Source organism: Oscillospiraceae bacterium MB08-C2-2 (assembly GCA_035621215.1).
Lineage (GTDB): Bacteria > Bacillota > Clostridia > Oscillospirales > Ruminococcaceae > WRAV01.
In genome coordinates this window covers 3,035,851-3,056,764 of record CP141729.1, presented here as the reverse complement: position 1 = coordinate 3,056,764, position 20,914 = coordinate 3,035,851, and the positions used below count along the sequence as shown (strand labels likewise).

20 protein-coding genes are annotated in these 20,914 nt (G+C 50.2%); 4 read left to right on the top strand and 16 right to left on the bottom strand.

The genetic code is table 11. From position 1 onward, the window contains the following. Nucleotides 1-3 precede the first annotated feature (3 nt). The 3 genes from U6B65_13795 to U6B65_13785 are packed head-to-tail and all read left to right on the top strand — an operon-like array spanning nt 4 to nt 2,623. Nucleotides 4-1,068 carry a branched-chain amino acid ABC transporter permease gene (locus U6B65_13795; GenBank protein ID WRS27381.1) on the top strand — a complete coding sequence of 355 codons (1,065 nt, stop codon included), beginning with the start codon at nt 4-6 and terminating at the stop codon, nt 1,066-1,068. Then, nucleotides 1,065-1,916 (top strand): ABC transporter ATP-binding protein, encoded by an 852-nt coding sequence (locus tag U6B65_13790; GenBank protein WRS27380.1) that lies wholly within the window; start codon nt 1,065-1,067, stop codon nt 1,914-1,916. The genes U6B65_13795 and U6B65_13790 overlap by 4 nt, the downstream gene beginning before the upstream one ends. A gap of 5 nt (nt 1,917-1,921) precedes the next feature. Then, a complete protein-coding gene (locus U6B65_13785; protein WRS27379.1) occupies nt 1,922-2,623 on the top strand; it encodes an ABC transporter ATP-binding protein in 702 nt (233 codons plus the stop codon). 152 nt (nt 2,624-2,775) lie between these two features. Here U6B65_13785 and tnpA read toward each other — a convergent pair whose 3' ends face one another. The 14 genes from tnpA to U6B65_13715 form a co-directional block, all read right to left on the bottom strand. Then, entirely contained in the window at nt 2,776-3,246 is a 471-nt protein-coding gene (gene tnpA / locus U6B65_13780) for an IS200/IS605 family transposase (GenBank protein WRS27378.1), read from the bottom strand. 375 nt (nt 3,247-3,621) lie between these two features. Further along, the gene (locus U6B65_13775) at nt 3,622-4,758 is read right to left on the bottom strand and encodes a 5-methyltetrahydropteroyltriglutamate--homocysteine S-methyltransferase (protein ID WRS27377.1); all 1,137 of its coding nucleotides are present in this window, start codon (nt 4,756-4,758) and stop codon (nt 3,622-3,624) included. Between the two features lie 95 nt (nt 4,759-4,853). Then, nucleotides 4,854-5,771 (bottom strand): LysR family transcriptional regulator, encoded by a 918-nt coding sequence (locus U6B65_13770; protein WRS27376.1) that lies wholly within the window; start codon nt 5,769-5,771, stop codon nt 4,854-4,856. A gap of 202 nt (nt 5,772-5,973) precedes the next feature. Next, a complete protein-coding gene (locus tag U6B65_13765; GenBank protein WRS27375.1) occupies nt 5,974-6,768 on the bottom strand; it encodes an ATP-binding cassette domain-containing protein in 795 nt (264 codons plus the stop codon). Further along, nucleotides 6,761-7,678, bottom strand: coding sequence for an ABC transporter permease (locus tag U6B65_13760; protein ID WRS28960.1), 918 nt, complete (start codon nt 7,676-7,678; stop codon nt 6,761-6,763). The genes U6B65_13765 and U6B65_13760 overlap by 8 nt, the downstream gene beginning before the upstream one ends. Before the next feature lie 222 nt (nt 7,679-7,900). Then, nucleotides 7,901-8,941, bottom strand: a complete 1,041-nt coding sequence (locus tag U6B65_13755; GenBank protein ID WRS27374.1) for an ABC transporter substrate-binding protein — start codon at nt 8,939-8,941, stop codon at nt 7,901-7,903. 431 nt (nt 8,942-9,372) lie between these two features. Next, a complete protein-coding gene (locus U6B65_13750) occupies nt 9,373-10,125 on the bottom strand; it encodes an amino acid ABC transporter ATP-binding protein (protein WRS27373.1) in 753 nt (250 codons plus the stop codon). Next, entirely contained in the window at nt 10,112-10,867 is a 756-nt protein-coding gene (locus U6B65_13745) for an amino acid ABC transporter permease (protein WRS27372.1), read from the bottom strand. Before U6B65_13745 ends, U6B65_13750 begins: the two co-directional genes overlap by 14 nt. Continuing rightward, on the bottom strand, nt 10,860-11,588 hold the full coding sequence (locus tag U6B65_13740; GenBank protein WRS27371.1) for an amino acid ABC transporter permease: 729 nt from the start codon (nt 11,586-11,588) through the stop codon (nt 10,860-10,862). Before U6B65_13740 ends, U6B65_13745 begins: the two co-directional genes overlap by 8 nt. A gap of 330 nt (nt 11,589-11,918) precedes the next feature. Further along, nucleotides 11,919-12,800 carry a transporter substrate-binding domain-containing protein gene (locus U6B65_13735; GenBank protein ID WRS27370.1) on the bottom strand — a complete coding sequence of 294 codons (882 nt, stop codon included), beginning with the start codon at nt 12,798-12,800 and terminating at the stop codon, nt 11,919-11,921. Nucleotides 12,801-12,858: 58 nt separating this feature from the next. Continuing rightward, nucleotides 12,859-13,920 (bottom strand): uroporphyrinogen decarboxylase family protein, encoded by a 1,062-nt coding sequence (locus tag U6B65_13730; GenBank protein ID WRS27369.1) that lies wholly within the window; start codon nt 13,918-13,920, stop codon nt 12,859-12,861. A gap of 13 nt (nt 13,921-13,933) precedes the next feature. After that, complete coding sequence (locus U6B65_13725; protein ID WRS27368.1) at nt 13,934-14,971, bottom strand: Gfo/Idh/MocA family oxidoreductase; 1,038 nt, start codon at nt 14,969-14,971, stop codon at nt 13,934-13,936. A gap of 508 nt (nt 14,972-15,479) precedes the next feature. Then, nucleotides 15,480-16,592 (bottom strand): sn-glycerol-3-phosphate ABC transporter ATP-binding protein UgpC, encoded by a 1,113-nt coding sequence (ugpC, locus tag U6B65_13720; GenBank protein WRS27367.1) that lies wholly within the window; start codon nt 16,590-16,592, stop codon nt 15,480-15,482. Between the two features lie 214 nt (nt 16,593-16,806). Continuing rightward, nucleotides 16,807-17,703, bottom strand: a complete 897-nt coding sequence (locus tag U6B65_13715; GenBank protein ID WRS27366.1) for a LysR family transcriptional regulator — start codon at nt 17,701-17,703, stop codon at nt 16,807-16,809. A gap of 121 nt (nt 17,704-17,824) precedes the next feature. Here U6B65_13715 and U6B65_13710 point away from each other — a divergent pair, with 121 nt between their 5' ends. Next, nucleotides 17,825-18,844 carry a putative sulfate exporter family transporter gene (locus tag U6B65_13710; protein ID WRS27365.1) on the top strand — a complete coding sequence of 340 codons (1,020 nt, stop codon included), beginning with the start codon at nt 17,825-17,827 and terminating at the stop codon, nt 18,842-18,844. 123 nt (nt 18,845-18,967) lie between these two features. Here the strand turns inward: U6B65_13710 and U6B65_13705 are convergent, their stop codons facing one another. Both U6B65_13705 and U6B65_13700 read right to left on the bottom strand, forming a co-directional pair. Continuing rightward, nucleotides 18,968-19,600, bottom strand: a complete 633-nt coding sequence (locus U6B65_13705) for a cytidylate kinase-like family protein (GenBank protein ID WRS27364.1) — start codon at nt 19,598-19,600, stop codon at nt 18,968-18,970. Between the two features lie 37 nt (nt 19,601-19,637). Then, nucleotides 19,638-20,852 carry an acetylornithine/succinylornithine family transaminase gene (locus U6B65_13700; protein WRS27363.1) on the bottom strand — a complete coding sequence of 405 codons (1,215 nt, stop codon included), beginning with the start codon at nt 20,850-20,852 and terminating at the stop codon, nt 19,638-19,640. Between the last annotated feature and the right edge of the window lie 62 nt (nt 20,853-20,914).

Here is a 20,914-nt window from a genome sequence, read left to right as displayed (position 1 = left end):
AGTATGAATAAATTCAGTAAGGCTGTCCGCACCAACACCTGCATCTACGGCACTGTCATTGTGGCTTATGTAGTCCTTCAGTTTTTGATGGCTGGCGGCAATCTCAGCTCTTCCCTGAAGGGGCAGCTGGTGCCCATCTGCGCATATGTGATTATGGCCATTTCCCTAAACTTGACTGTTGGTGTTTTGGGTGAGCTTTCACTTGGACATGCCGGGTTTATGAGCGTTGGCGCTTTTACCGGTGTGGTGGCCTGCATCAGTCTGGAAAATGTAATCCCCATTCCGATGGTACGCTTGGGTGTTGGTATTTTAGCAGGTACTCTCTTTGCAGCACTGGCCGGGGTTCTCATTGGTATACCGGTTCTGCGGCTGGCAGGTGACTATCTGGCCATCGTAACACTGGCCTTCGGTGAGATTATCAAAAACATCATCACCTGCCTGTATGTAGGCGTGGATGACCGCGGGCTTCACTTCGGCTTTTTAAGCAGTGCCGCTGCTTTGGAGCTGAACCCGGGCGGGCGCATCATCATCGATGGACCGATGGGTATTTCAGCTATACCTAAGCTTTCCACCTTCACCACCGGCTTTGTGCTGATTATACTCACTCTGGTCATTGTTCTCAATCTGGTAAAGAGCCGTTCGGGCCGGGCGATCATGGCAGTGCGTGACAACCGCATTGCCGCCGAAAGTGTCGGCATCCCGGTTACCAAGTATAAAATGATGGCTTTTGTCACCTCTGCGGCCTTAGCCGGTGGTGCAGGCGCTCTTTATGCCATGAATTTTTCCACCATCATTGCCACCAAGTTCAACTTCAACACCTCTATCCTAATTCTGGTGTTTGTGGTATTGGGCGGCCTTGGCAACATGTGGGGCTCCATCGTTTCGGCAACGATTCTCACCGTTTTGCCCGAAATGCTTCGCCAGTTCAATGATTACCGTATGCTGATCTACGCCGTGGTGCTGATTCTCGTTATGCTGACTACCAACAGCGGCTCCTTCCGCAGCATCATCAACCGTGGCCTCGCAGCCATTCGCCCTGCCAACAAGAAAGGGGGCGCATCCAAATGAATTTTGAGAAAAGACCCCCCACTAAAATGATTCCAGTTCCTTCCAACAGCATCATTCCCGAGCGGGATATCGATAAGCTGCCTGTTCTGGATGTCCGCAATCTGGGTATTGATTTTGGTGGCCTGACCGCTGTAGACAGTTTCAATCTTACAGTTGGACGCACCGAAATTGCCGGTCTGATCGGCCCCAACGGTGCCGGTAAAACCACCGTTTTCAACCTGCTCACCAAGGTTTATCAGCCCACCCGCGGAACCATTTTGCTGGATGGCCGGGATACCCACAGCATGACCACCATGCAGGTGAACCGCTCCGGTATTGCCCGTACCTTCCAGAATATCCGCCTTTTCTCCAACCTGACTGTTGAGGATAATGTGAAGCTGGGCCTGCACAACCACATCAACTACGATATGTGGAGCGGCATTCTTCGCCTGCCTGCCTATTGGAAGGCGGAAAAGCTGGCTCATGACCGGGCCTTGGAGCTGCTTTCTATTTTTGACATGCAGGATTTCGCCCATCATCAGGCCGGCTCTCTGCCCTATGGCGCACAGCGCAGGCTGGAAATTGTTCGGGCACTGGCAACTAATCCTTCCCTTCTTCTGCTGGATGAACCGGCTGCCGGCATGAATCCCTCCGAAACCGCCGAGTTGATGGAAAACATCGTCAAGGTTCGGGATACCTTCCAGATTGCCATTATGCTCATCGAGCACGATATGAATCTGGTTATGGGCATCTGTGAGGGAATCTGTGTGCTGAACTTCGGCAAGGTCATTGCCAAAGGCACTCCCGGCGAGATTCAGAATAACCCGCAGGTCATCGAGGCCTATCTGGGCAAGAAAAAGGAGGGCTGAGGGCAATGCTGAAGGTTGAAGAAATCAATGTCTACTACGATGCCATTCATGCCATCAAGAATGTTTCGCTGGAGGTTAACGAGGGCGAAATCGTCACTCTGATCGGCGCAAACGGTGCAGGCAAAACCACCGTTTTGCATACCATCTCCGGGCTTCTCCATTCCCGTACCGGCTCGGTCACCTTTATGGGTGAAAACATTGCCGCCATTGCCCCCGACCGTATTGTGAAGCGTGGGCTGGCCCATGTTCCCGAGGGGCGGCGTATCTTTTTACAGATGAGCGTGGAAGAAAATTTGGAAATGGGCGCCTATACCCGCCCTTCCAATGAATTTGATCCTGATCTGAAAAAGGTGTATGAATTGTTCCCCCGCCTTTTGGAGCGCCGCAAGCAGGTTGCCGGTACTCTTTCCGGCGGTGAACAGCAGATGCTGGCCATGGGCCGGGCTTTGATGAGCCGCCCCAAGCTGCTGATGCTGGATGAGCCTTCCATGGGTCTTGCTCCCATTCTGGTGGAGCAGATTTTCTCCATTATCCACGAGATGAACAAGGCTGGCACCACCATTCTGCTGGTGGAGCAGAATGCACAGATGGCCCTTTCCATTGCTGACCGGGCCTATGTGCTGGAAACAGGCAAGATTGCCATTTCCGGTACCGGTAAAGAGCTGGCGGAAAGCGACAGTATCCGTAAAGCTTATCTGGGCGGCTAGACTGCAAATACTTGCAATAGTCAAAACCTCCGGCTAAGCCGGAGGCTTGAATAAGCCCTAGAAGGGCACAATACAGACAGTACCCCTAAAGGGGTCCCGAAAGATCTGCCATCCGCATTGCTTTCTCGGGCAACCCCTAAAGGGGTACGTTTTTATGCCTTGGTGTTCTTGCTACCCGTAAACGGGTCAGTGTACTCCTTGAGACTCATCTGATCGGATAGCTCATCTTCCTCCAATTGCTTTTTGATATACTCCTGTATCTGCTTTTTATTCCGCCCTACTGTATCCACATAATACCCTCTTGCCCAGAAATGCCTATTTCCATATTTGTACTTCAAATTTGCATGACGGTCGAATATCATTAAGCTGCTCTTCCCTTTTAGATACCCCATTATCTGCGATACACTAAACTTTGGTGGTATACTGATTAGCATATGGATGTGATCTGGGCATGCGTTCGCTTCTATAATTTCTACCCCTTTTTGATCACACAATTTCCTTAGGATAAACCCTATGTCTGCTTTAATTTCCCGATATATTACTTGTCTCCTGTATTTTGGTGCAAATACTACGTGGTATTGACATCTCCACTTGGTATGTTCTAAACTGTTTATGTCTTTCATTTAAAGACCTCCTCGATTTTTTAGTTAGGTTGGCAGACCTTAACTTTTAATATATCGGGGAGCTTTTTTCTTGTCCATACCTATAAGGTCTTTCTCCACCGGCAAAGCCGGTGGTTCTTAAGCAATAATAAAGAGGCGTGGAATGCAAATTCCATGCCTCTTTTGATCTTTCATTCCTCTGCTTCAATTTTATAGTAGCCAAACTTGAAAACAAGCGGGAGAACGGCATACTAAGAAGCAAAACTGCGCCTTTGGCGCAAAGCAAGCAAAGCTTGCTTTTGAAAACGAAACCTTCGTTTTCAAGTTTATTGGCTATACCGTGAAGGCTTTGAAACTGGGCAGCAGCCATAGGTATAACTATAGAAAAAACAGGGCTTATTTCCAAAGCTCGTCTGCAATGTCCTTAATAAACCGCAGCTTAGCCCATTGCTGCTCCTCGGTGAGGATGTTACCCTCCTCGGTGGAGGCAAACCCACACTGGGGGCTCAGGCAGATATTATCAATGGAAACAAACTCTATTGCATCCTTAATGCGGCTCAAAATAGCCTCCTTGTCTTCCAGCTGACCAGTCTTGGAGGAAAAGACCCCCAGCACCACCTGCTTGTGGGCGGGAACATAGCTCAAAGGGGCAAAGCCACCGGCACGGTCTGTATCAAACTCGAGGAAGAAGGCATCCACATTTTCCCTGGCAAAAAGAACCGGGGCCGCTGTATCGTAGCCGCCGGAGGCCGCCCAAGTGGAGTGATAATTGCCCCGGCACACATGGGTGGTCACAACCAAATCCTTCGGCAAATCGGTGAGCGCATCGTTGTTCAGGCGCAGGTACAGCTCCATGAGAGATTGCAGGTCATAGCCCTCCCCTGCCATCAGCTTCCAGAAGTTTTCATCACAGACCATGCCCCAAGTGCAGTCATCCAGCTGAAGGTTGCGGCAGCCCAGTTCATAAAAGGCCAGGATTGCCTGCCGGTAAACATGGGCGATATCTTTATAAAGCTCTTCCCTATCGGGGTAATATGTATCCACCAGCTTTTCATTATCGCCTCGCACCAGTTCGGCATAGAATTGGGCGGGTGCCGGGATGCACTGCTTGGCGACTGTATCCTCACCCACAAGGCTTTTCAAGAAGCGGTAATGTTCCAGAAAAGGATGGCCGTCAAGGCCCAGCTTACCGGTCAGGATAGCGGAATCAGCCCGGGTTTCCTCCCCATGGAACTGATAGCCCTGATCCAGCACCACATGCTTGACTCCCTGAAAGCCCCAAAAGAAATCAAGGTGCCAGTAGCTGCGGCGAAACTCACCATCAGTAACGGCACGAAGGCCCACTTCCTTTTGCTTTGCAACCAGCTTGGTGATTTCATCGTTCTCAACCTGTGTGAGCTGGGCCTGTGTAAGGGTTCCTTGGTTAAACTGCTCCCGGGCTTGTTTCAGCGCCTCCGACCGCAAAAAGCTGCCGACACTGTCAAAACGGAAAGGGGGCAGGTTCCTCTGTTTGACATTTGCATATTGGCTCATAGTCTATTCCCTCCATACGGTAATCTTCGTTGAACAAAGTATACCACAGGAATAGGATATCGGATAATACATAGTATAATTGGTTTGGTATAGCTTTATCCTATATACCCAGAGGCTTGAGCAGCCTCCTCCAGCTTTATCACCAGCTGCTCCGCCAGCCGGGAAAGGGTAACGCTTTTATGGGCTATCCACCCCACTGTTATGGTCTCATCCACCAGCAGCGGAACCGAGACAATGTCACTGCCGTTGAGGTCTGCATTAATCACGCCTGTAGAAATGGTGTAACCCCCAAGCCCGATCATCAGGTTAAAGATCGTGGCCCGGTCGGAGACCCGGATGCTTTTTTTATGAACCAGCGTACTGAGGATTTCCTCCGAATAGTAAAAGGAATTGTATTCCCCCTGCTCAAAAGAGAGGCAGGGGTATTCCTCCAAATCCTCCAAGGTAACCGCCTTTTTCTGGGCAAGAGGGTTGGAGGCTCCCACAAAGATATGGGGCTTTGCAGTAAAGAGCTTGTGGAACTCCAACCCATACTGCCGCAGAATCTGGCTGAGCACCTTTTCGTTGAAATCGTTCATATAGATCACCCCGATTTCACTGCGCAGGGTGCGTACATCCTCCAGAATTTCGTGGGTTCGGGTATCTCGGAAGGTAAATTCATATTCATCGGCTCCAAACTCCTCAATGAGCCGCACAAAAGCCTGTACCACAAAGGCATAGTGCTGGGTGGAGACCGAAAGCAGCTGGCGGGAGGGTTTGACATGGAGGTAGCGCTGTTCCAGCAGGTCGGTCTGCTCCACCACCTGCCGGGCATAGCCCAGAAACTCCGCCCCCTCCTGCGAGAGGGTCACTCCCTTGTTGGTACGCAGGAAAATGGTAAAGCCAAGCTGCTCCTCCAGCTCCTTCACCATACCGGAAAGGCTGGGCTGTGTGATGAAAAGGCGCTTGGCCGCCTCACTCATGGAGCCGCTGCCGACAATTTCAATAATGTAGCGGAGCTTTTGTATAGTCATGGCAACCCCTCCCTTATAGTTGTATAGGTTTAAAACCGCAGTGCGGTTTTAAACTGCGGCAATTTGCCACCAACCGCCATAGGCGGTCTATACCGACTTTATACTCATATGCATGCAGTGCGTGTTTGTGGGTGTATAAAAGCAAACCGCCTTACAGCATAGAGCTGCAAAGGCGGCCTTTTCATAAATGAATGATACCTCTTTACGAGAGAAGCATCTTATCGTTGGCTTCATCCGAGCCGCTGACCTTGCTGAACATCTCCAGCAGCTTTTCTACAGTCAGCTTCTTTTTATCCTCGCCGCCCACATCAATGACAACCCGGCCCTCATACAGCATCACAAGGCGGTTGCCATGGGTAATGGCATCCTTCATGTTGTGTGTAATCATCAGGGTGGTTAAATGATCCCGGCGAATGATATTCTCGGTGGTTTCCAGCACCTTAGCGGCCGTTTTAGGGTCAAGGGCGGCGGTATGTTCATCCAGCAAAAGCAGTTTGGGTTTTTTCAGTGTGGCCATCAGCAGGGTAAGAGCCTGCCTCTGCCCACCGGATAACAGCCCTACCTTAGAGGTCAGACGCTGTTCCAAGCCCAAATCCAGCGTTTTGAGCAGCTCCCGATACTCAGCCCTCTCCTTGCCTGTAATGCCCCAGCGCAGGCTTCTGGTCTGGCCCCTGCGCAGTGCAAGGGCAAGGTTTTCCTCAATGCCCATGCTGGCGGCGGTTCCCATCATAGGGTCCTGAAAGACACGGCCGATAAAGGTAGCCCGTTTGTATTCAGGCAGGCTGGTAACATTGTTTCCATCAATAAGAATCTGGCCTTCATCCACTGTAAAGACACCGGCCACCGCATTGAGCATGGTGGATTTTCCCGCACCGTTGCCGCCAATAACGGTGACAAAATCGCCGTCGTTCAAAGTCAGGGAAAGATTGTTAAGTGCCACCTTCTGGTTCACGGTGTTGGGATTGAAGGTTTTTGAAATATTTTCGATTTTAAGCACGGTCTGCACCTCCTTTGCGGGCAAAGGCAGCAGAAAAATATTTTCCCTTCCAGTAAGGAACCGCAAGGAAAACGGCAACCACCAGCGCAGAAAGCAGCTTCAGGTAGTTGGAATCCAGCCGCAGCCACAGAACAGCCTGAATGACCATGTAATAGATAATGGCGCCGGCGGCAACGCCCAGCAGACGCAGAGCAAAGTTGCGGAAAATCCGGGCAAAAAGAACTTCCCCGATGATCACGGCAGCGAGCCCAATGACAATGGCACCACGGCCCATGTTGATATCCGCAAAGCCCTGATACTGAGCCAGCAGCCCGCCAGAAAGAGCTACAATCCCATTGGAGAGCATCAGCCCCAACACCTTGTTAAAATCGGTGTTGATGCCCTGTGCTCTGGCCATATTCAGGTTTGCACCGGTGGCCCGGATAGCGGCGCCCAGTTCGGTGCCGAAAAACCAATAAAGCAAAGCAATGATAGCCGCCACAAATAGGCTCACAACCAGAATCGGCGACCAGTAAAAAGGCCGGATCCCTTTCAGCACCTCCTGCAAATAGCGCAGGGAAACCAAAAGCTGGTAGTTGTTCACATTGATGGACTGATTGGCCTTGCCCATAATAGCCAGATTTACCGACCACAGCCCAAGCTGGGTTAAAATACCGGCCAAAATAGCCGAGATCCCGCAAAAGGTATGGAAAAAGCCGGTAGCCAGCCCGGTGAGCAGGCCCACCACAAAGGCAGCAAACAAAGCAAACCCGACATCGAAGCCAGCCATCAGCATCATAACGCATACCGCACCACCGGTGCAGAAAGAGCCATCTACTGTCAGATCGGCAACATCCAAAATTTTGTAAGTAATATACACACCTATGGCCATTATGCCCCAAATCAGGCCCTGTGCCACAGCGCCCGGCATCTGGCCGAGCAGATCAAGCGGATTGAGCGCCAAGTTGATTCCCCCGATAACCTGTATAAGATACGCGCGTTCTGCACGCTTTAGCTGCATAGCCTGCATATCCAAGGCGGAACTTCCACTTTACATATAGCTGACATACAACATAAATCTTATTAAGTATAACAGAAACCGGCAAAAAAGGGAACTCCTTTTCTGCCGGTTCAAATGGTTATTTATGCAAATTTAGGCTTCGATGGGCTCATAACCTGCAGGCGGGGTGATGCCCAAAGCCTCGCAGATGGCGGGGTTATACATCTTGGTGAAATTTGGGGCATACTCCACGGGCATGGTGGAGATATCGCTCTCACCGGTTAAAATTTTAGCGGCCATCAAGCCGGTGCTGTATCCAAGATCATAATAATCGATGGAGAGCGTTGCCACGCCGCAGCCGGCAGCGATGCCTTTTTCACCTGCGATGACAGGGATTTTGGCAGGCTGGCAGATGTTATCGATGATACCGGTGTTGGAAGCCACAGTGTTATCGGTGGGCACATAGATCACATCGCAGCTTTTAGTTGCATTCGTGGTAATGGAGGCAAGATCATTGGAATCAGAGAAAGGATACAGCTCACAGGCATAGCCCATTCCTTCCAGAGCAGCCTTGACAGTGTTGACCTGATACAGGGAGTTTGCCTCGGCGGAGCAGTAAATCAGGCCCACTTTTTTGGCATCCGGGAAGAACTCCTTGATCATAGTGGCCTGCTGATCCAGCGGAGCCAAATCGGAGGTACCAGAGATGTTGCCGCCTACCGTACCGTTAAAATCTGCTATGTCCAGAGCCACGCCATATTCTGTAATGGAGGTTCCCAGAATGGGAATATCGGAGGTGGCGGCGGCCGCAGCCTGAAGGGCGGGGGTTGCGTTGGCCATAATCAGGTCAACATTGGAAGAAACAAAGCCGCTGGCAATGGCGGAGCAGGTGGCAGGATCGCCCTGTGCGTTCTGCTCGTCAAAGGTTACCTTATTGTTGAGCTTTTCAGTGAGAGCCGCACGGAAACCCGCTGTGGCAGCATCCAGAGCCTCATGCTGAACCAGCTGGGAAATGCCCACAACATAGGTTTTACCGTCCCCAGCTTCGGTGCTTTCAGCAGCCTGAGAAGCGGCAGGTGCTTCCGGAGCAGATGCGGCAGGCACAGAAGAGCTTCCACCGCCGGAGCAGGCGGCCAAAGAAGCCAACATGGCAACACATGCAGCCAGCGCAGTCAGTTTGCGCAGTTTTTTCATTTCATTCATCCTCCCAAATGTACACATTGTTTGCTTTATCGATTTTAAGTGGTAAAGTGCTACTTGAATTATAAACTTTCTGCCGAAAATGTCAAGAGTAAATTGCTAACCGCCCCTAGTGAAACCCTGTTTTTCAGCCCTTTTACCCCGTATAAAATCCTTGTTATTGCCCGAAAAAGCCGGCATTCTTTGTTCTTTTTTTTGTAAAGCCTAGGATAAAGGGAGGTTAAATTTGCTATAATGCACGAATTTTTATTTAATGCCATTATTCCCGCTGATCGGGCTAGCCGCGGGCTGCCATAGGCCAAGGCTTTTAATATGAAAACTATGTATAAAAGGCAAAAGCAATAGCTGCTTGGTGTGCCATAAAAACTGCACCTTTCCACAGCTATTGCCTTCGCTCTCCGTATAAATTCTGCTTTGGATGTTAGCTATATAACATAATCGTGTTCCGCCAGGAACAAGCGCAGGAACTGCTTGGTGCGCTCCTCCTGGGGGTTCTGGATAACCTCCCGGGGTGTTCCCTGTTCCACCACCACGCCCTTATCCATAAACACAATTTTGGTGCCCACATTTTGGGCAAAGTTCATTTCATGGGTCACCACAATCATGGTGGTGCCTTCTTTGGCCAGATTCTTCATGACCTGCAAAACCTCGCCGATCAGCTCAGGGTCCAAAGCGGAGGTAGGCTCATCAAATAAAATTACATCGGGGTTCACGGCAATGGCCCGGGCAATGCCCACCCGCTGCTGCTGCCCGCCGGAAAGCTGAGAGGCATAAGCATCGTGCTTATCCGAAAGGCCAACCTTTTCCAAAGCCTTGGCTGCAATTTCTTCTGCCTGTGCCTTGGGCATTTTGCGGCCAATGATCAGCCCCTCGGTGACATTTTGGAGCACGGTTTTGTTGTTAAAGAGATTGTAGTGCTGAAAAACAAAGGCTGTTCTCTTGCGTACCTCCCGGATGGTTTTCTTGCCAGCCCCTTTAAAGGGGGTATGGATTTCACCCAGCTCCAGTTCACCTTTATCGGCCCGCTCCAAAAAATTGATGCAGCGCAGCAGTGTTGTTTTGCCCGAGCCGCTGGGGCCCAGAATCACCACCACATCTCCCTTTTCCACCTCCAGATCAATGCCCTTGAGCACCTCATTGTGGTGGAATGCCTTGTGGATATTTTTAACCTTCAGCATGTGATACAGCCTCCTTTCGGCTATTTTTTCGCACAGAACCGGTTTTGCCGCTTTTATAGACCTTCATTGCCTTTTCTGCCCACCGGAACAGAAACTCAATGGCCGAGCAAAGCAGGATATAGACAATCCAGATATCCAGATAGGCTTCAATGTAATTGTAGCCGTAGTTTGCCTCCAGCTTTGCCAGCGCTGTGATTTCCTTGATGGTCATCATAAAGGCAAGGGAGGTGCTTTTGATCAGGGTGATGGTGGTATTGGCCAGATTGGGCAGCGCCACCACCAGTGCCTGCGGCAGAATAATACGGGTATAAGCCCGGACTGTGCCAATCCCGATGGAGTGGGCCGCTTCCAGCTGGCCTTTATCCACTGTTAGCAGAGCGGAGCGGAAAACCTCGGTGAGCAGAGCCGCTGTATTCAGGGAAAAAACCGTATAGCCATATACGATGGGGTTCAGGTCAAAGATATTGTAGCTGCTCCCTATTTCTTTGAAAAAAGCTGCCAGCAGTGAAGGCACAAGGCTATAGACAATGAGTATCTGCAAGATCAGCGGTGTTCCCCGCACAAAGGAAACATAAAGGGTAACTGCCTGCCGTGCCATCGGTACCCGGTATATTCTGGACAGCGCCATAAAAAATGCCAATGGAACGGCTATAAGCAGAGAAACCGCCGTGATATTCAGGGTTGTGGGAATACCGGAAAGGGCCAGAAAAAAGGTTTTGGCAAAAAATTCGGTGTTAAACATTTTTGGCCCCCCTCCCCGCTTGCAGCTGGCGCTTGCCCCGCATCAGCCTTTTTTCCAGAAGCGAGACACCCAGTTGGGCCAACAGTGAGATCGCCCAGTATATCAGTGCCAGCCCCAGATAGGTCTCAATGGCATACGCATTGTAGTTGTTGGAAATCACCAGCTTGGCTTTGCCCATAATATCAACAAGGCCGATGGTGAAGGCCAGCGCTGTTTCTTTGAGAAGCCCCACGGCAGAGGTGGCAAAGGCTGGGAGTGCCACGGCAAAGCACTGGGGCAGCAAAATTCGCCAGAAGCTCTGGAACTCCGAAAGGCCGATGCTCACAGCCGCTTCCCTCTGGCCCTTATCCACCGATTCATAGGCGGAGCGCATGAGCTCCGAGGAGGTAGCCGCATATAAAAGGAGGAAGGTGATAACGGTGAAAAAGCCCCGGTGCAGATAATTGATATCGGTGCGAAAGAGCACCCAGACCAGCTTGGGAACGCCATAAAAGACAATGAAAAGAAGAACAATGCTGGGTGTGCAGCGCATAATGGAAGTATAACCATCGGCCAGCAAGCGAAGCCCTCTATTGGAGGAAAGCTTCATTCTTGCCAGAATGCCTCCCAAAAGAAGCCCCAATACAATGGCAAGCAGAACAATCAGCAGAGTAAAGGGCAAATAGGGCAGCACAGCAAGCATTGATTCGAAAACAACGCTTGGTTTAAAAGGAAAAACCATGTTTAAGTCCTCCCGGTAAGTGTATTAATTGGTTCTATCCGAAAAGGAGGTTACAGCTGGTTAGCTTGAAAACACTATAGTGTTTTCAAGCTGCGGCGTATGCCGCACGCCGCCTTTTGGCGGCATTAACCTTGCTGCATAGTCAATCCCACGCCAAAGGCGTGCCAGCGGATAAAAATCCGCTGTATCAAAATTCCATAGGATTTTGATATTGATTGACTATATAATAGCCAAAGAAGAACCAACATTGGCTGACTGCATGGAAGCTGCCGTAAGAACTGCCCTTTGAACCCAGAACCTTTGCTCTGTAGCAGCCGAACCTAAAAAGGCTTATAGATAATCGAAGGTGTTTTCACCCAGATATTCATGCATGACCTCATTGATCTTGCCGCTGTCCAGCAGCTGTTTAAAGGCCTTGTCATAGGCATCTGCAAAGGCCTGATTCTCTTTGTTAAAAAGGGGCCATGTGGGCAGAGAGCGGTGAACAATATACTTGAGCTGGTCGTTATACTGGGAATAAGGGGATTCATCCAAGGTCACGTTGTTAACATAGGAGGTTTTGGTGCAGAAGAAGGCATCGTATCGGCCTTCAATCACCCACTGGTAGGCATCGGCAATCTCAAAGGTATCCGCTGCTTCCAAGTTGATGGCGTTATCGGGGTTTTCTTTGTTGTATTCCAAGATTACATTATACTGTGCATTGTTGGGGGCAATGGGAACCAGCTTGCCGCCTGTTTTGGCAAAGCTGAGCAGGTCTGTAACGGTTTCGCTATCCGCAGTGCGAACCAGAATGCCGATGCTGCTGGCACCAATGGCCTCTTTGGGGAAAATAAATTTTTTGGAGCGTTCCTCAGTCCACCAAGCGCCCTTGGTGCCCACATCGTATTTGCCGGTCTCGATGCCGATAAGCAGGTCATCGTCAGAGGTGGGAACAAACTCAAACTCATATTCGGGCAGAAGCTCGTCGATGAGCTTCATTACCTTTACCTCGTAGCCATCGGATTCGCCTTTTTCGTTTACATAGTTCATAGGCTTGGAGCTTTGTGTATGGGCCACATAGACCTTTTCCACTCCTGGGGAGGCCTCTGCTGTGGAAGCAGGAGCTTCACTGCCGGCGGAGGAAGCCGGGGCTGCCGGGGCAGTTTGGCCGCAGGCTGCCAGTGAAACCACCAGAACAGCAGCCAGAATACCGGTTAAACTTTTCTTTTTCATTGGGAATTTCTCCTCTTGTAATAATTTAAATGGGTTTAAGATCTGCGGCCTGTTCAAGCTATTTACCTTGAACCACCTCCAAAACCACGGAATACAGGCTTTCATCCACATCCAGCCCGAAGCCGCAGCCCGGTGCAAAGACAACGCCCTTGCCGCCTGTTTCTTCCTGAAGGGCCTGATAGCGTCTGGTTAAATGTGCTTTGAGCTGCTCTCTTTGCCCCGCCAGCTTAAATGGCAGCGCTTTCTCGATTCCACCCACTAGCACCTTGTCGGTTATACTGCGAATTTCACCAAGGCTTTTCTGCTGGTCATCCTTTATTGCCGGGTCCCGATCCTCCCAGTTGATGGACTGCACATCCGCGCCTGCCAGCTCATCAAAGATCAGCTTGCGGGAACCATGGATATGCAGCATGTTAAACCAAGTCCGCCCCTTGATGTAAGCCAGCAGTTCTTCCAGATAGGGCTTTCCGAATTCCGCATAGGCCTCCCGGGAAAGATCATCCTCCGAAGCAAATTGCTCGGCGATGAAAAAGCCATCCACGCCTGCGGCAATCTGGGCATCCACAAAATTCTTGTTGGTCTGGTTGATCGCCCGCAATGCTCTGTGCAAGGCCTCTTTATGGTTTTGGATAAAATCAGGCAGGGGGCTGGTTTCTTTAACCGGCTGTATGTGCGCAATGGCCGGGTTACCCGGTGAAAGCTGCTTGAGCCACGAAAGAGGCGTAAAGGTTGTGCCAATGATCACCTTACTGCCTTTGTAATGCTCCACAACACCTTTGGCAAGCTTAACCTCTCGGTCAAGTATAGGGTTGGAGGCCGGAAGAGGCTGGAGCTTCTCCAAATCCGCAGGTGCCTCTACAACATACCGGATTACTTTTCCACCCCACTCCAAAGGATCGGTGGAAAACTGGATTTCGGCCCCATAAGCCTGTGCGAAAAACTGCCCTTGGGACATCAGCTTGATAATATCCCAGTCGTTCCGGTCGGTGTATTCAATGGTTTTCTCAATGAACTTTTCGGGGTGCTGATCAACGAGAGGAAAATGCCTCCATCCTGAAATGGGAATACGATCCACCGGCTGGTTGGCAAGTGTCGCCTTAACTCTTTCTGTACTGGTCATTCTCAATTCCTCCTTAAAATGTTTTAACCTTTATCCAACCTCCGGCGGCAAGAGAAGCGTAGGCCGCTTCTTGAACTGCCAGAGCATACAATCCATCCTCAGACAGCACAAAGGGTTTCTTCCCCTGTGCTATGGAATCGGCAAAAAGCTCGATGATGGGGGTAAGCGGCTCGGGATACAGCTCCTTGTAGGCCGCCGGGGCCGAGAAGGCCAGCTTTTCACCATTCTTGCGGTAAAGAACCGCATCGGCACCCCCGGCGTAGGTCACCAGTGTTCCTTCTGTTCCGTAAATACAGCTTTCCCGCCTCAGCTCCCCGTAATGGAACCAGTTGACTGCAATGGTTCCCTGCACACCGCTGTCGTAGCGGAGATTAAGTACCGCATAATCCTCATAGGGAATGGGGCTCCCATTGGCAAGGGTTTTTACATGTGACCCGGCGTTGAGCAAAACCTCACTTGACTTCTCGCCCAGCAAATAGTGGAGCAGATCAATTCGATGGTTCCCCACCTGCGCCAAGACCCCGTTGGTGTAACCGCTTCGATCGTAAAAATCTTCTTGCTGCTCCTTGGAAGCCGTGACTTCCAAACCACCGGTGGCGTATTCACTGTGAAAGGCAACCACACGCCCCACTTCGCCGGAATCCAGCTGATGCTTCACCCATTGGTGAGCGGGATACAGCCGCTGCGTGTTGACAATGGTCAGGATTTTACCCGATTCCTTTTCGGCCTCCAGCATTCGGTAGGCCTCTTCTGCACTGGCCGCCAAAGGCTTTTCACATAATACATGCTTACCTGCCCTTAACGCTGCAACGGCAATTTCTGCATGGGATTCTTCCGGTGTGGCCACCAGAACCGCATCCACTGCATCGTCTTCCCATATCTGAATCAGTGATGCATAGGCCTTACCGCCATATTTCCGGGCAAAGGCTTCCGCTTTATGGGGAGAGCGGTTATAAAAACCTTTAAGCTTAACCTTTTGGCTTCGTGCAGCCAGCGGGCCGTGGCGTTTTTCCGTTACATCTCCGCAGCCGATAATCACTAAATTAACCATTTGACACCTCGTTTCTATTTTTTGCAGGCACAGCAGTTATATGGGGTTATCGATTTCAACCTATAAAAATAGCGGCAGACGTTACTGTCTGCCGCTTCTTCTGTATACAACAACTTATGTACACCGGAAACGCCTTAAAACAGCAAGCCTTTTGTGCAAAGCAATAGAAACGATGCTACAACACATCGCCATACAACATGCACAAACAAGGCTTACTGTTAGAATAAACATGGCTCTTTCTCCTTTTTATACTAAACCTATATAAATTATATGTTTTATTTACGCATTACTATACTCTACTTGCAGTGATTTGTCAATAACATTTTATGCACTTCGTCAAAAAAAGTTCGCTTTGTTTTGTGAACAAGCACCACCACTGGCCTGCGGACTACACGAAAATTTTCGAAAATAAAAAATCCACCCGCCTAGCGAATGGATTCTTTGTGTGTTTCTCGGGCGTGCAGAATATCCCCGTAGGGCAAGAAATCCAGAAGATGTCTTGTGGCTTCTAGTTGCAAATGGTTTCCTGCGTTTCTTTATCAAACAGGTGGATTTTCGTGCAGTCCACCGAAAGTCTGATCTGCTCGCCGCTCCGTGCCTTGCTGTGGGAAGATACCTTGGCAGTCAGCTTGCAGTCATCTGCGCTGGTGTAAAGGTATATTTCCGAGCCCATCAGCTCCGCCAGATCGACGGTAACCTCCAAAGAGCTGGCTATGGAAAGGTTTGCATGACCCTCTTTTTCATGGAGATTTTCCGGGCGGATACCCAGCATAACTTCTTTGCCCTCATAGGAAGCCAAGACCTCCTCCGGGGCCTTGCCCGGGGGTATGGATATAGCAATGCTGCCGAACAGGGCGGCAAAGCCATTCTCTTGCCTTTGAATGGTAACCGGAAGAAAATTCATCTGAGGCGAACCGATAAACTCGGCCACAAACATGTTGCAGGGAGCATCGTAAAGATTCTGGGGAGTATCCACCTGTTGGATAAAGCCATCCTTCATCACAACAATGCGGTCACCCATGGTCATAGCTTCAATTTGATCGTGTGTGACATAGACAAAGGTGGTGCCCAAACGTTTGTGGAGCTTGGTAATCTCGGAGCGCATGGCCGTTCGCAGCTTGGCATCCAGATTGGAAAGAGGCTCATCCAGCAAAAACACCGCCGGGTCCCGCACCATAGCCCGCCCAAGGGCCACACGCTGGCGCTGACCACCCGAAAGAGCCTTGGGTTTTCTCTCAAGGAGATGCTCAATATCCAGAATTTTGGCCGCCTCCTCCACCTTGCGCTTGATCTCTGCCTTGGGGATTTTTCGCAGCTGGAGACCAAAGGCCATGTTCTTGAACACGGTCATATGGGGATACAGCGCATAGTTCTGGAATACCATGGCGATGTCACGATCCTTGGGCGCCACATCGTTTACAAGTTTATCCCCGATATAAAGCTCTCCCCCAGAAATTTCTTCAAGGCCCGCAATCATACGCAGGGTCGTGGATTTTCCACAGCCCGAAGGCCCCACTAAAATAATGAATTCCTTATCCTGAATTTCAAGGTTAAAGTTATCTACAGCGGTTACGTTCCCAGAATAAATCTTGCAAATGTCCTTTAAGGAGATGCTCGCCATGTTTGTTCCTCCCATAATACAGTCTCAGTTGAACCTTGGGCAGCTCGGGCAGTGTATTACAATTCATTCTATACCACAAAGGCTCTATTTTTCCCGGAAAAGACAACAAAAGCTACTGCATATTAACTGAAGAATCACTTGTGCATTAAACAACAAATAGGCCCCAGCTGAAAATCAACGGCTGCGTGGGGATATAATCTCCTCTGGATGTCATTCATCTCATCCGATCCCGTATGGCTTTAAACATGCGATAATGCTCTAAAAACTCATCTGTATGCAGGCTGTTTTTTAAGAAAACAAAGTTGAATTCACGGCGGGCATTGAGGCCCTCTATGGTTAATTGCCGCAGGCGGCCCTGCTCCAGCTCCTTTTTAGCCGCCGCATGATATAAAAAGGTGATTCCCTGCCCTCTCTCAACCAGCTTTTTTATCACCGCCATGTTGCCAATTTCGGTTACACTGGCAAAGCTAGCGATGGAAAGATTTTGCTCCTGTAAAAGATGCTCCAGTATTTCACGGGTGCCCGAGCCCTTCTCCCGCAGAATCAGATTGTTCCCCGCGGCTTCTTCAAAACGCAGGGTTCGGCTTGCCAGTGGGGAATCCTTGGCGCAAACGGCAATAAACGGTTCCAGTGAAAACAGCTCAGAGCGATAGGCCGCTTTGTCAAAAAAGCCTTCCAACAGGGCAAACTGAATCTCGCCGCTGTTGAGTTTTTTCAGCAAATGCCGGGTGTTTTCCACCAGCATGGAAATGGGGGTACCGGGCTGGGTTCGCATCAGCTGCTCCAGTATGGGTGCCATAACATACTCGCCAATGCTCAGGGTTGCACCAAAACGGAGCGGATGATTGGCCAGCTTTTCTCTGCGCAAAAGCCCGGTCATATAGTCGCTGTCTGCCGCCATAGTGGAAGCAAACTTATAAAGCTGTTCCCCATGCTCGGTCAACGAAAGGGTTTTGTCGGCATAAACAAACAGGCTGTGTCCATAATGGGCCTCCAGCGCTTTAATATGCTGGGTGACGGCGGGCTGGGTTAAATGCAGTGCCTGCGCCGTTTTGGTGTAGCTCCGAATGCGGCAGAGGGTCAAAAAGGTTTCGTGCCTATAATCCAGCATTCCCAAGCCTCCATAAATTTATCTAATAGAATAATAAGAATGTATAATTTGATTTTATCAGCATGATCCACTATAATCAAGCCAGACTTTCAATTTATGGACGAAAAGGATCTGGTTTTATATGGTACAATATAAGAAGTTCATCCCCGGGCTGGGCTTTACAGCGGCACTTGGCATTTTCTCCCTGCTGATCAGCGGGCTGATTCCCGGTGATTTGATCGGCTCCAGCGTTTTTGCCCTGCTTTTTGGAATGCTCCTAAACCCCGTTTTGAAAAAAATTCCCGCACTAACAGCCGGTGTTCAGCTTGCATCCGGGAAGGTGCTGCGTCTGGGTATCATCCTGATGGGAATTACGCTTAGCTTTTCGCAGGTGCTGTTTGTGGGCAAATATGCTTTGCTTTTAATGACCTTTACTCTTCTCACTGCTTTTGGCGGCGGCCACCTGCTGGGGAGCTTGTTTAAGGTCAACTGGAAGTTGACCAGCTTGCTTTCGGCCAGCACAGCGATCTGCGGCGGCACAGCCGTTGCCACGCTGGGGCCCGCTATTGAAGCTGAGGATCGGGATATCGCCTATGCCATTTCGGCAACCTTTCTGTTTGATCTGCTGACGGTTATTGCCTTTCCGTGGATTGGGCATCTTCTTAGGCTGAGTGACACCAGCTATGGCCTTTGGGTTGGAACAGCGGTAAACGACACTTCCTCTGTTGTAGCCGCAGGCTATGGATTTTCTGAGGCGGCGGGCAGCTTTGCGGTTATTGTCAAGCTGACCAGAACGCTGTTTATTGTGCCGGTTGTTCTGGTATTCTCTTATATCCACGCCAGAAGCAAGGCCCGGGCCGGTGAAGGAGCCGGTGCAGGCAAAAAAATAAAGCTAAGCTCCATTTTCCCTTGGTTTATTTTGGCCTTCTTGGCGGTGGTGGCCCTGAAAAGCACAGGCTTGGTTCCCCAGCCAGCCGTTACCGCTATTGCCCGCTTATCCAAGCTGTTTATGGTTATGGCGCTGAGTGCCATTGGACTTAAAACCAGCTTTCAAGAGATCAAAGGCATCGGGTGGAAGCCTATGCTGTTGGGTGTGAGCATCGATACTTCCGTGGTTTTTGTTGCATTGGGTGCACAGGCGCTGATACAGGCATTTGTGTAAGAAGCAGAAACGATGTTCCGCAAAAAAGTCTTGCAGGTATATAGCCTGCAAGACTTTTTTTATGGAGCCATCTCTCTTTAAAATGCCACTGCCGCTTTTGGCACAGGCTGAAAGCATACTGATCTAGAACTGAATATCCGGGAACCGTATTTTTAGATACTCCTCGATGACTGTAACACAGTTGTCAATTCCAACACGGGCACTGTTGAGTGTCATATCGTAGTTTACCGGGTTGGTCCAATAATTGCCGCCTGTATAATGGGCATAGTAGGCCGCCCGGTACTGATCGGTTTTAGTGATGGAAATATGGGCTGTTTCTTCATTTACACCCATGCGGTCCATAATCCGCTCCAGACAGAAGGCACGAGGTGCCTCAATGTAGACGCTGATTACATTGGGGAAATCCCGGAGCACATGGTCGGCGCACTTGCCCACAATCACACAGGATTCGGACTGGGCCAAATTGCGGAGAATCTGGCTTTGAAACTCGAAAAGACGGTCATCCGAAATAAACCCATCCATGGGGTTGGGCTTTACCGACCGGGGAAGCCCCCTGAGCAAGCCTGCAAACTTTTTGCCTCGGATTTTTTCGTTGACTTCAGAAAAAAGCTCCTCATCCAGCCCGCTGAGCTGAGATGCCAATGTAAGGATACGGTTCTCATAGCAGCTTATTCCGAGCCGGTGGGCCAGCTTGGAGGCGATCTCCTTGCCGCCGCTGCCAAAACCTCTGGCAAGGGTAACTACAACATTTTCCACGAGGCTTTCTCCCTTTCTCATAAGCAATTTTTCAAAACTAGGAAAGGCTCTCCACCGTCTCTTTCAAAATAGCATAGGCCTGATCGCAATCTTCCTTGGTGAGAATCAGAGGAGGCACCATACGCACAATGCTTGTGCCAATGTTGGTGACAAGAAGCTTGCGGTCAAAGCAGCCATGCTTCACATCCAGAGCTGTAATGGGTTCCTCAAACTCCACACCCACCAGCAGGCCTTTGCCACGGACTTCCTTCACGTGGGGCAGCGTTTCCAGCAGCGAGCGGAAATAATCCCCCATAACTTTGGCGTTTTCGGCAAAGCCCCTATCCAGCAGCTCGTTGATCTGAGCCAATGATGCCGCGCAGGCCACCGGGTTTCCGCCGTAGGTGGTGCCGTGAGAACCGGAGGTAAAGCTTTTGGCCACCTCCTCGCTGGCACAGATGGCACCAATGGGCATGCCACCACCCATTGCCTTTGCCATGGAGACTATATCCGGTTTCACACCATAATCCATAAAGGCCATGACCGTTCCGGTTCTGCACCAGCCGGTCTGCACCTCATCCAGCAGAAGGAGAAGGCCTTTTTCATCGCAGAGCTTGCGCAGACCGGTCATAAACTCGTGGGTGGCAGGTACCACACCGCCTTCCCCCTGAACCGGCTCCACCATAATGGCAACGGTGTTTTCAGTAATGGCATCGGCAAAGGATTGCAAATTGTTGAACTGGGCGTATTTAAAGCCAGGGGTCATGCTGCCAAAGCCGATTTGAATGGAGCTGTCGGGCTGGCCGGTGGCACTCATGGCGCCAAAGGTGCGGCCATGAAAGGATTTTTCGGCTGTAATAATCTCATACCGCTGGGGGCCTAGTTTTTCCGTGCCGTATTTTCGGGCCAGCTTGATCATGGCTTCGTTGGATTCCGCACCGGAATTTTCGAAGAAAATCTTATCCATGCCAATGGTTTCGCAGATTTTTTCGGCCAGCATAATCTGTGGAATGGTATAGGGGTAATTAAAGGTATGAATCAGATCGGCCACCTGTTCCTGAACAGCAGCCACCACCTTTTTGTTGGCATTGCCTGCGCTGTTTACAGCGATGCCCGCATAAAAATCCAGATATGGAGTACCGTTTTCATCGTACAGGTACATATCCTTGCCTGTTTCGGCAATCAAATCAAACCGCTCACAAAGCTCCATGATATACTTGTGGGCTTTCTCTTTCAGCTGGGCAGCGGTGAGGCCGGTATCTGCTAATTTCATAACTACGCATCTCCTATTATTTCATATTAACAAGGGCAATTTCTCGGTTTCGGGGTGCTGAC

What these genes read in the sequence shown, in the direction of transcription:
- U6B65_13795 (WRS27381.1), top strand. Translation starts at nt 4, where the DNA reads ATGAATAAATTCAGTAAGGCTGTCCGCACCAACACCTGCATCTACGGC.
- U6B65_13790 (WRS27380.1), top strand. Translation starts at nt 1,065, where the DNA reads ATGAATTTTGAGAAAAGACCCCCCACTAAAATGATTCCAGTTCCTTCC.
- U6B65_13785 (WRS27379.1), top strand. Translation starts at nt 1,922, where the DNA reads ATGCTGAAGGTTGAAGAAATCAATGTCTACTACGATGCCATTCATGCC.
- tnpA (WRS27378.1), bottom strand. Translation starts at nt 3,246, where the DNA reads ATGAAAGACATAAACAGTTTAGAACATACCAAGTGGAGATGTCAATAC.
- U6B65_13775 (WRS27377.1), bottom strand. Translation starts at nt 4,758, where the DNA reads ATGAGCCAATATGCAAATGTCAAACAGAGGAACCTGCCCCCTTTCCGT.
- U6B65_13770 (WRS27376.1), bottom strand. Translation starts at nt 5,771, where the DNA reads ATGACTATACAAAAGCTCCGCTACATTATTGAAATTGTCGGCAGCGGC.
- U6B65_13760 (WRS28960.1), bottom strand. Translation starts at nt 7,678, where the DNA reads ATGCCGGGCGCTGTGGCACAGGGCCTGATTTGGGGCATAATGGCCATA.
- U6B65_13755 (WRS27374.1), bottom strand. Translation starts at nt 8,941, where the DNA reads ATGAAAAAACTGCGCAAACTGACTGCGCTGGCTGCATGTGTTGCCATG.
- U6B65_13750 (WRS27373.1), bottom strand. Translation starts at nt 10,125, where the DNA reads ATGCTGAAGGTTAAAAATATCCACAAGGCATTCCACCACAATGAGGTG.
- U6B65_13745 (WRS27372.1), bottom strand. Translation starts at nt 10,867, where the DNA reads ATGTTTAACACCGAATTTTTTGCCAAAACCTTTTTTCTGGCCCTTTCC.
- U6B65_13740 (WRS27371.1), bottom strand. Translation starts at nt 11,588, where the DNA reads ATGGTTTTTCCTTTTAAACCAAGCGTTGTTTTCGAATCAATGCTTGCT.
- U6B65_13735 (WRS27370.1), bottom strand. Translation starts at nt 12,800, where the DNA reads ATGAAAAAGAAAAGTTTAACCGGTATTCTGGCTGCTGTTCTGGTGGTT.
- U6B65_13730 (WRS27369.1), bottom strand. Translation starts at nt 13,920, where the DNA reads ATGACCAGTACAGAAAGAGTTAAGGCGACACTTGCCAACCAGCCGGTG.
- U6B65_13725 (WRS27368.1), bottom strand. Translation starts at nt 14,971, where the DNA reads ATGGTTAATTTAGTGATTATCGGCTGCGGAGATGTAACGGAAAAACGC.
- ugpC (WRS27367.1), bottom strand. Translation starts at nt 16,592, where the DNA reads ATGGCGAGCATCTCCTTAAAGGACATTTGCAAGATTTATTCTGGGAAC.
- U6B65_13715 (WRS27366.1), bottom strand. Translation starts at nt 17,703, where the DNA reads ATGCTGGATTATAGGCACGAAACCTTTTTGACCCTCTGCCGCATTCGG.
- U6B65_13710 (WRS27365.1), top strand. Translation starts at nt 17,825, where the DNA reads ATGGTACAATATAAGAAGTTCATCCCCGGGCTGGGCTTTACAGCGGCA.
- U6B65_13700 (WRS27363.1), bottom strand. Translation starts at nt 20,852, where the DNA reads ATGAAATTAGCAGATACCGGCCTCACCGCTGCCCAGCTGAAAGAGAAA.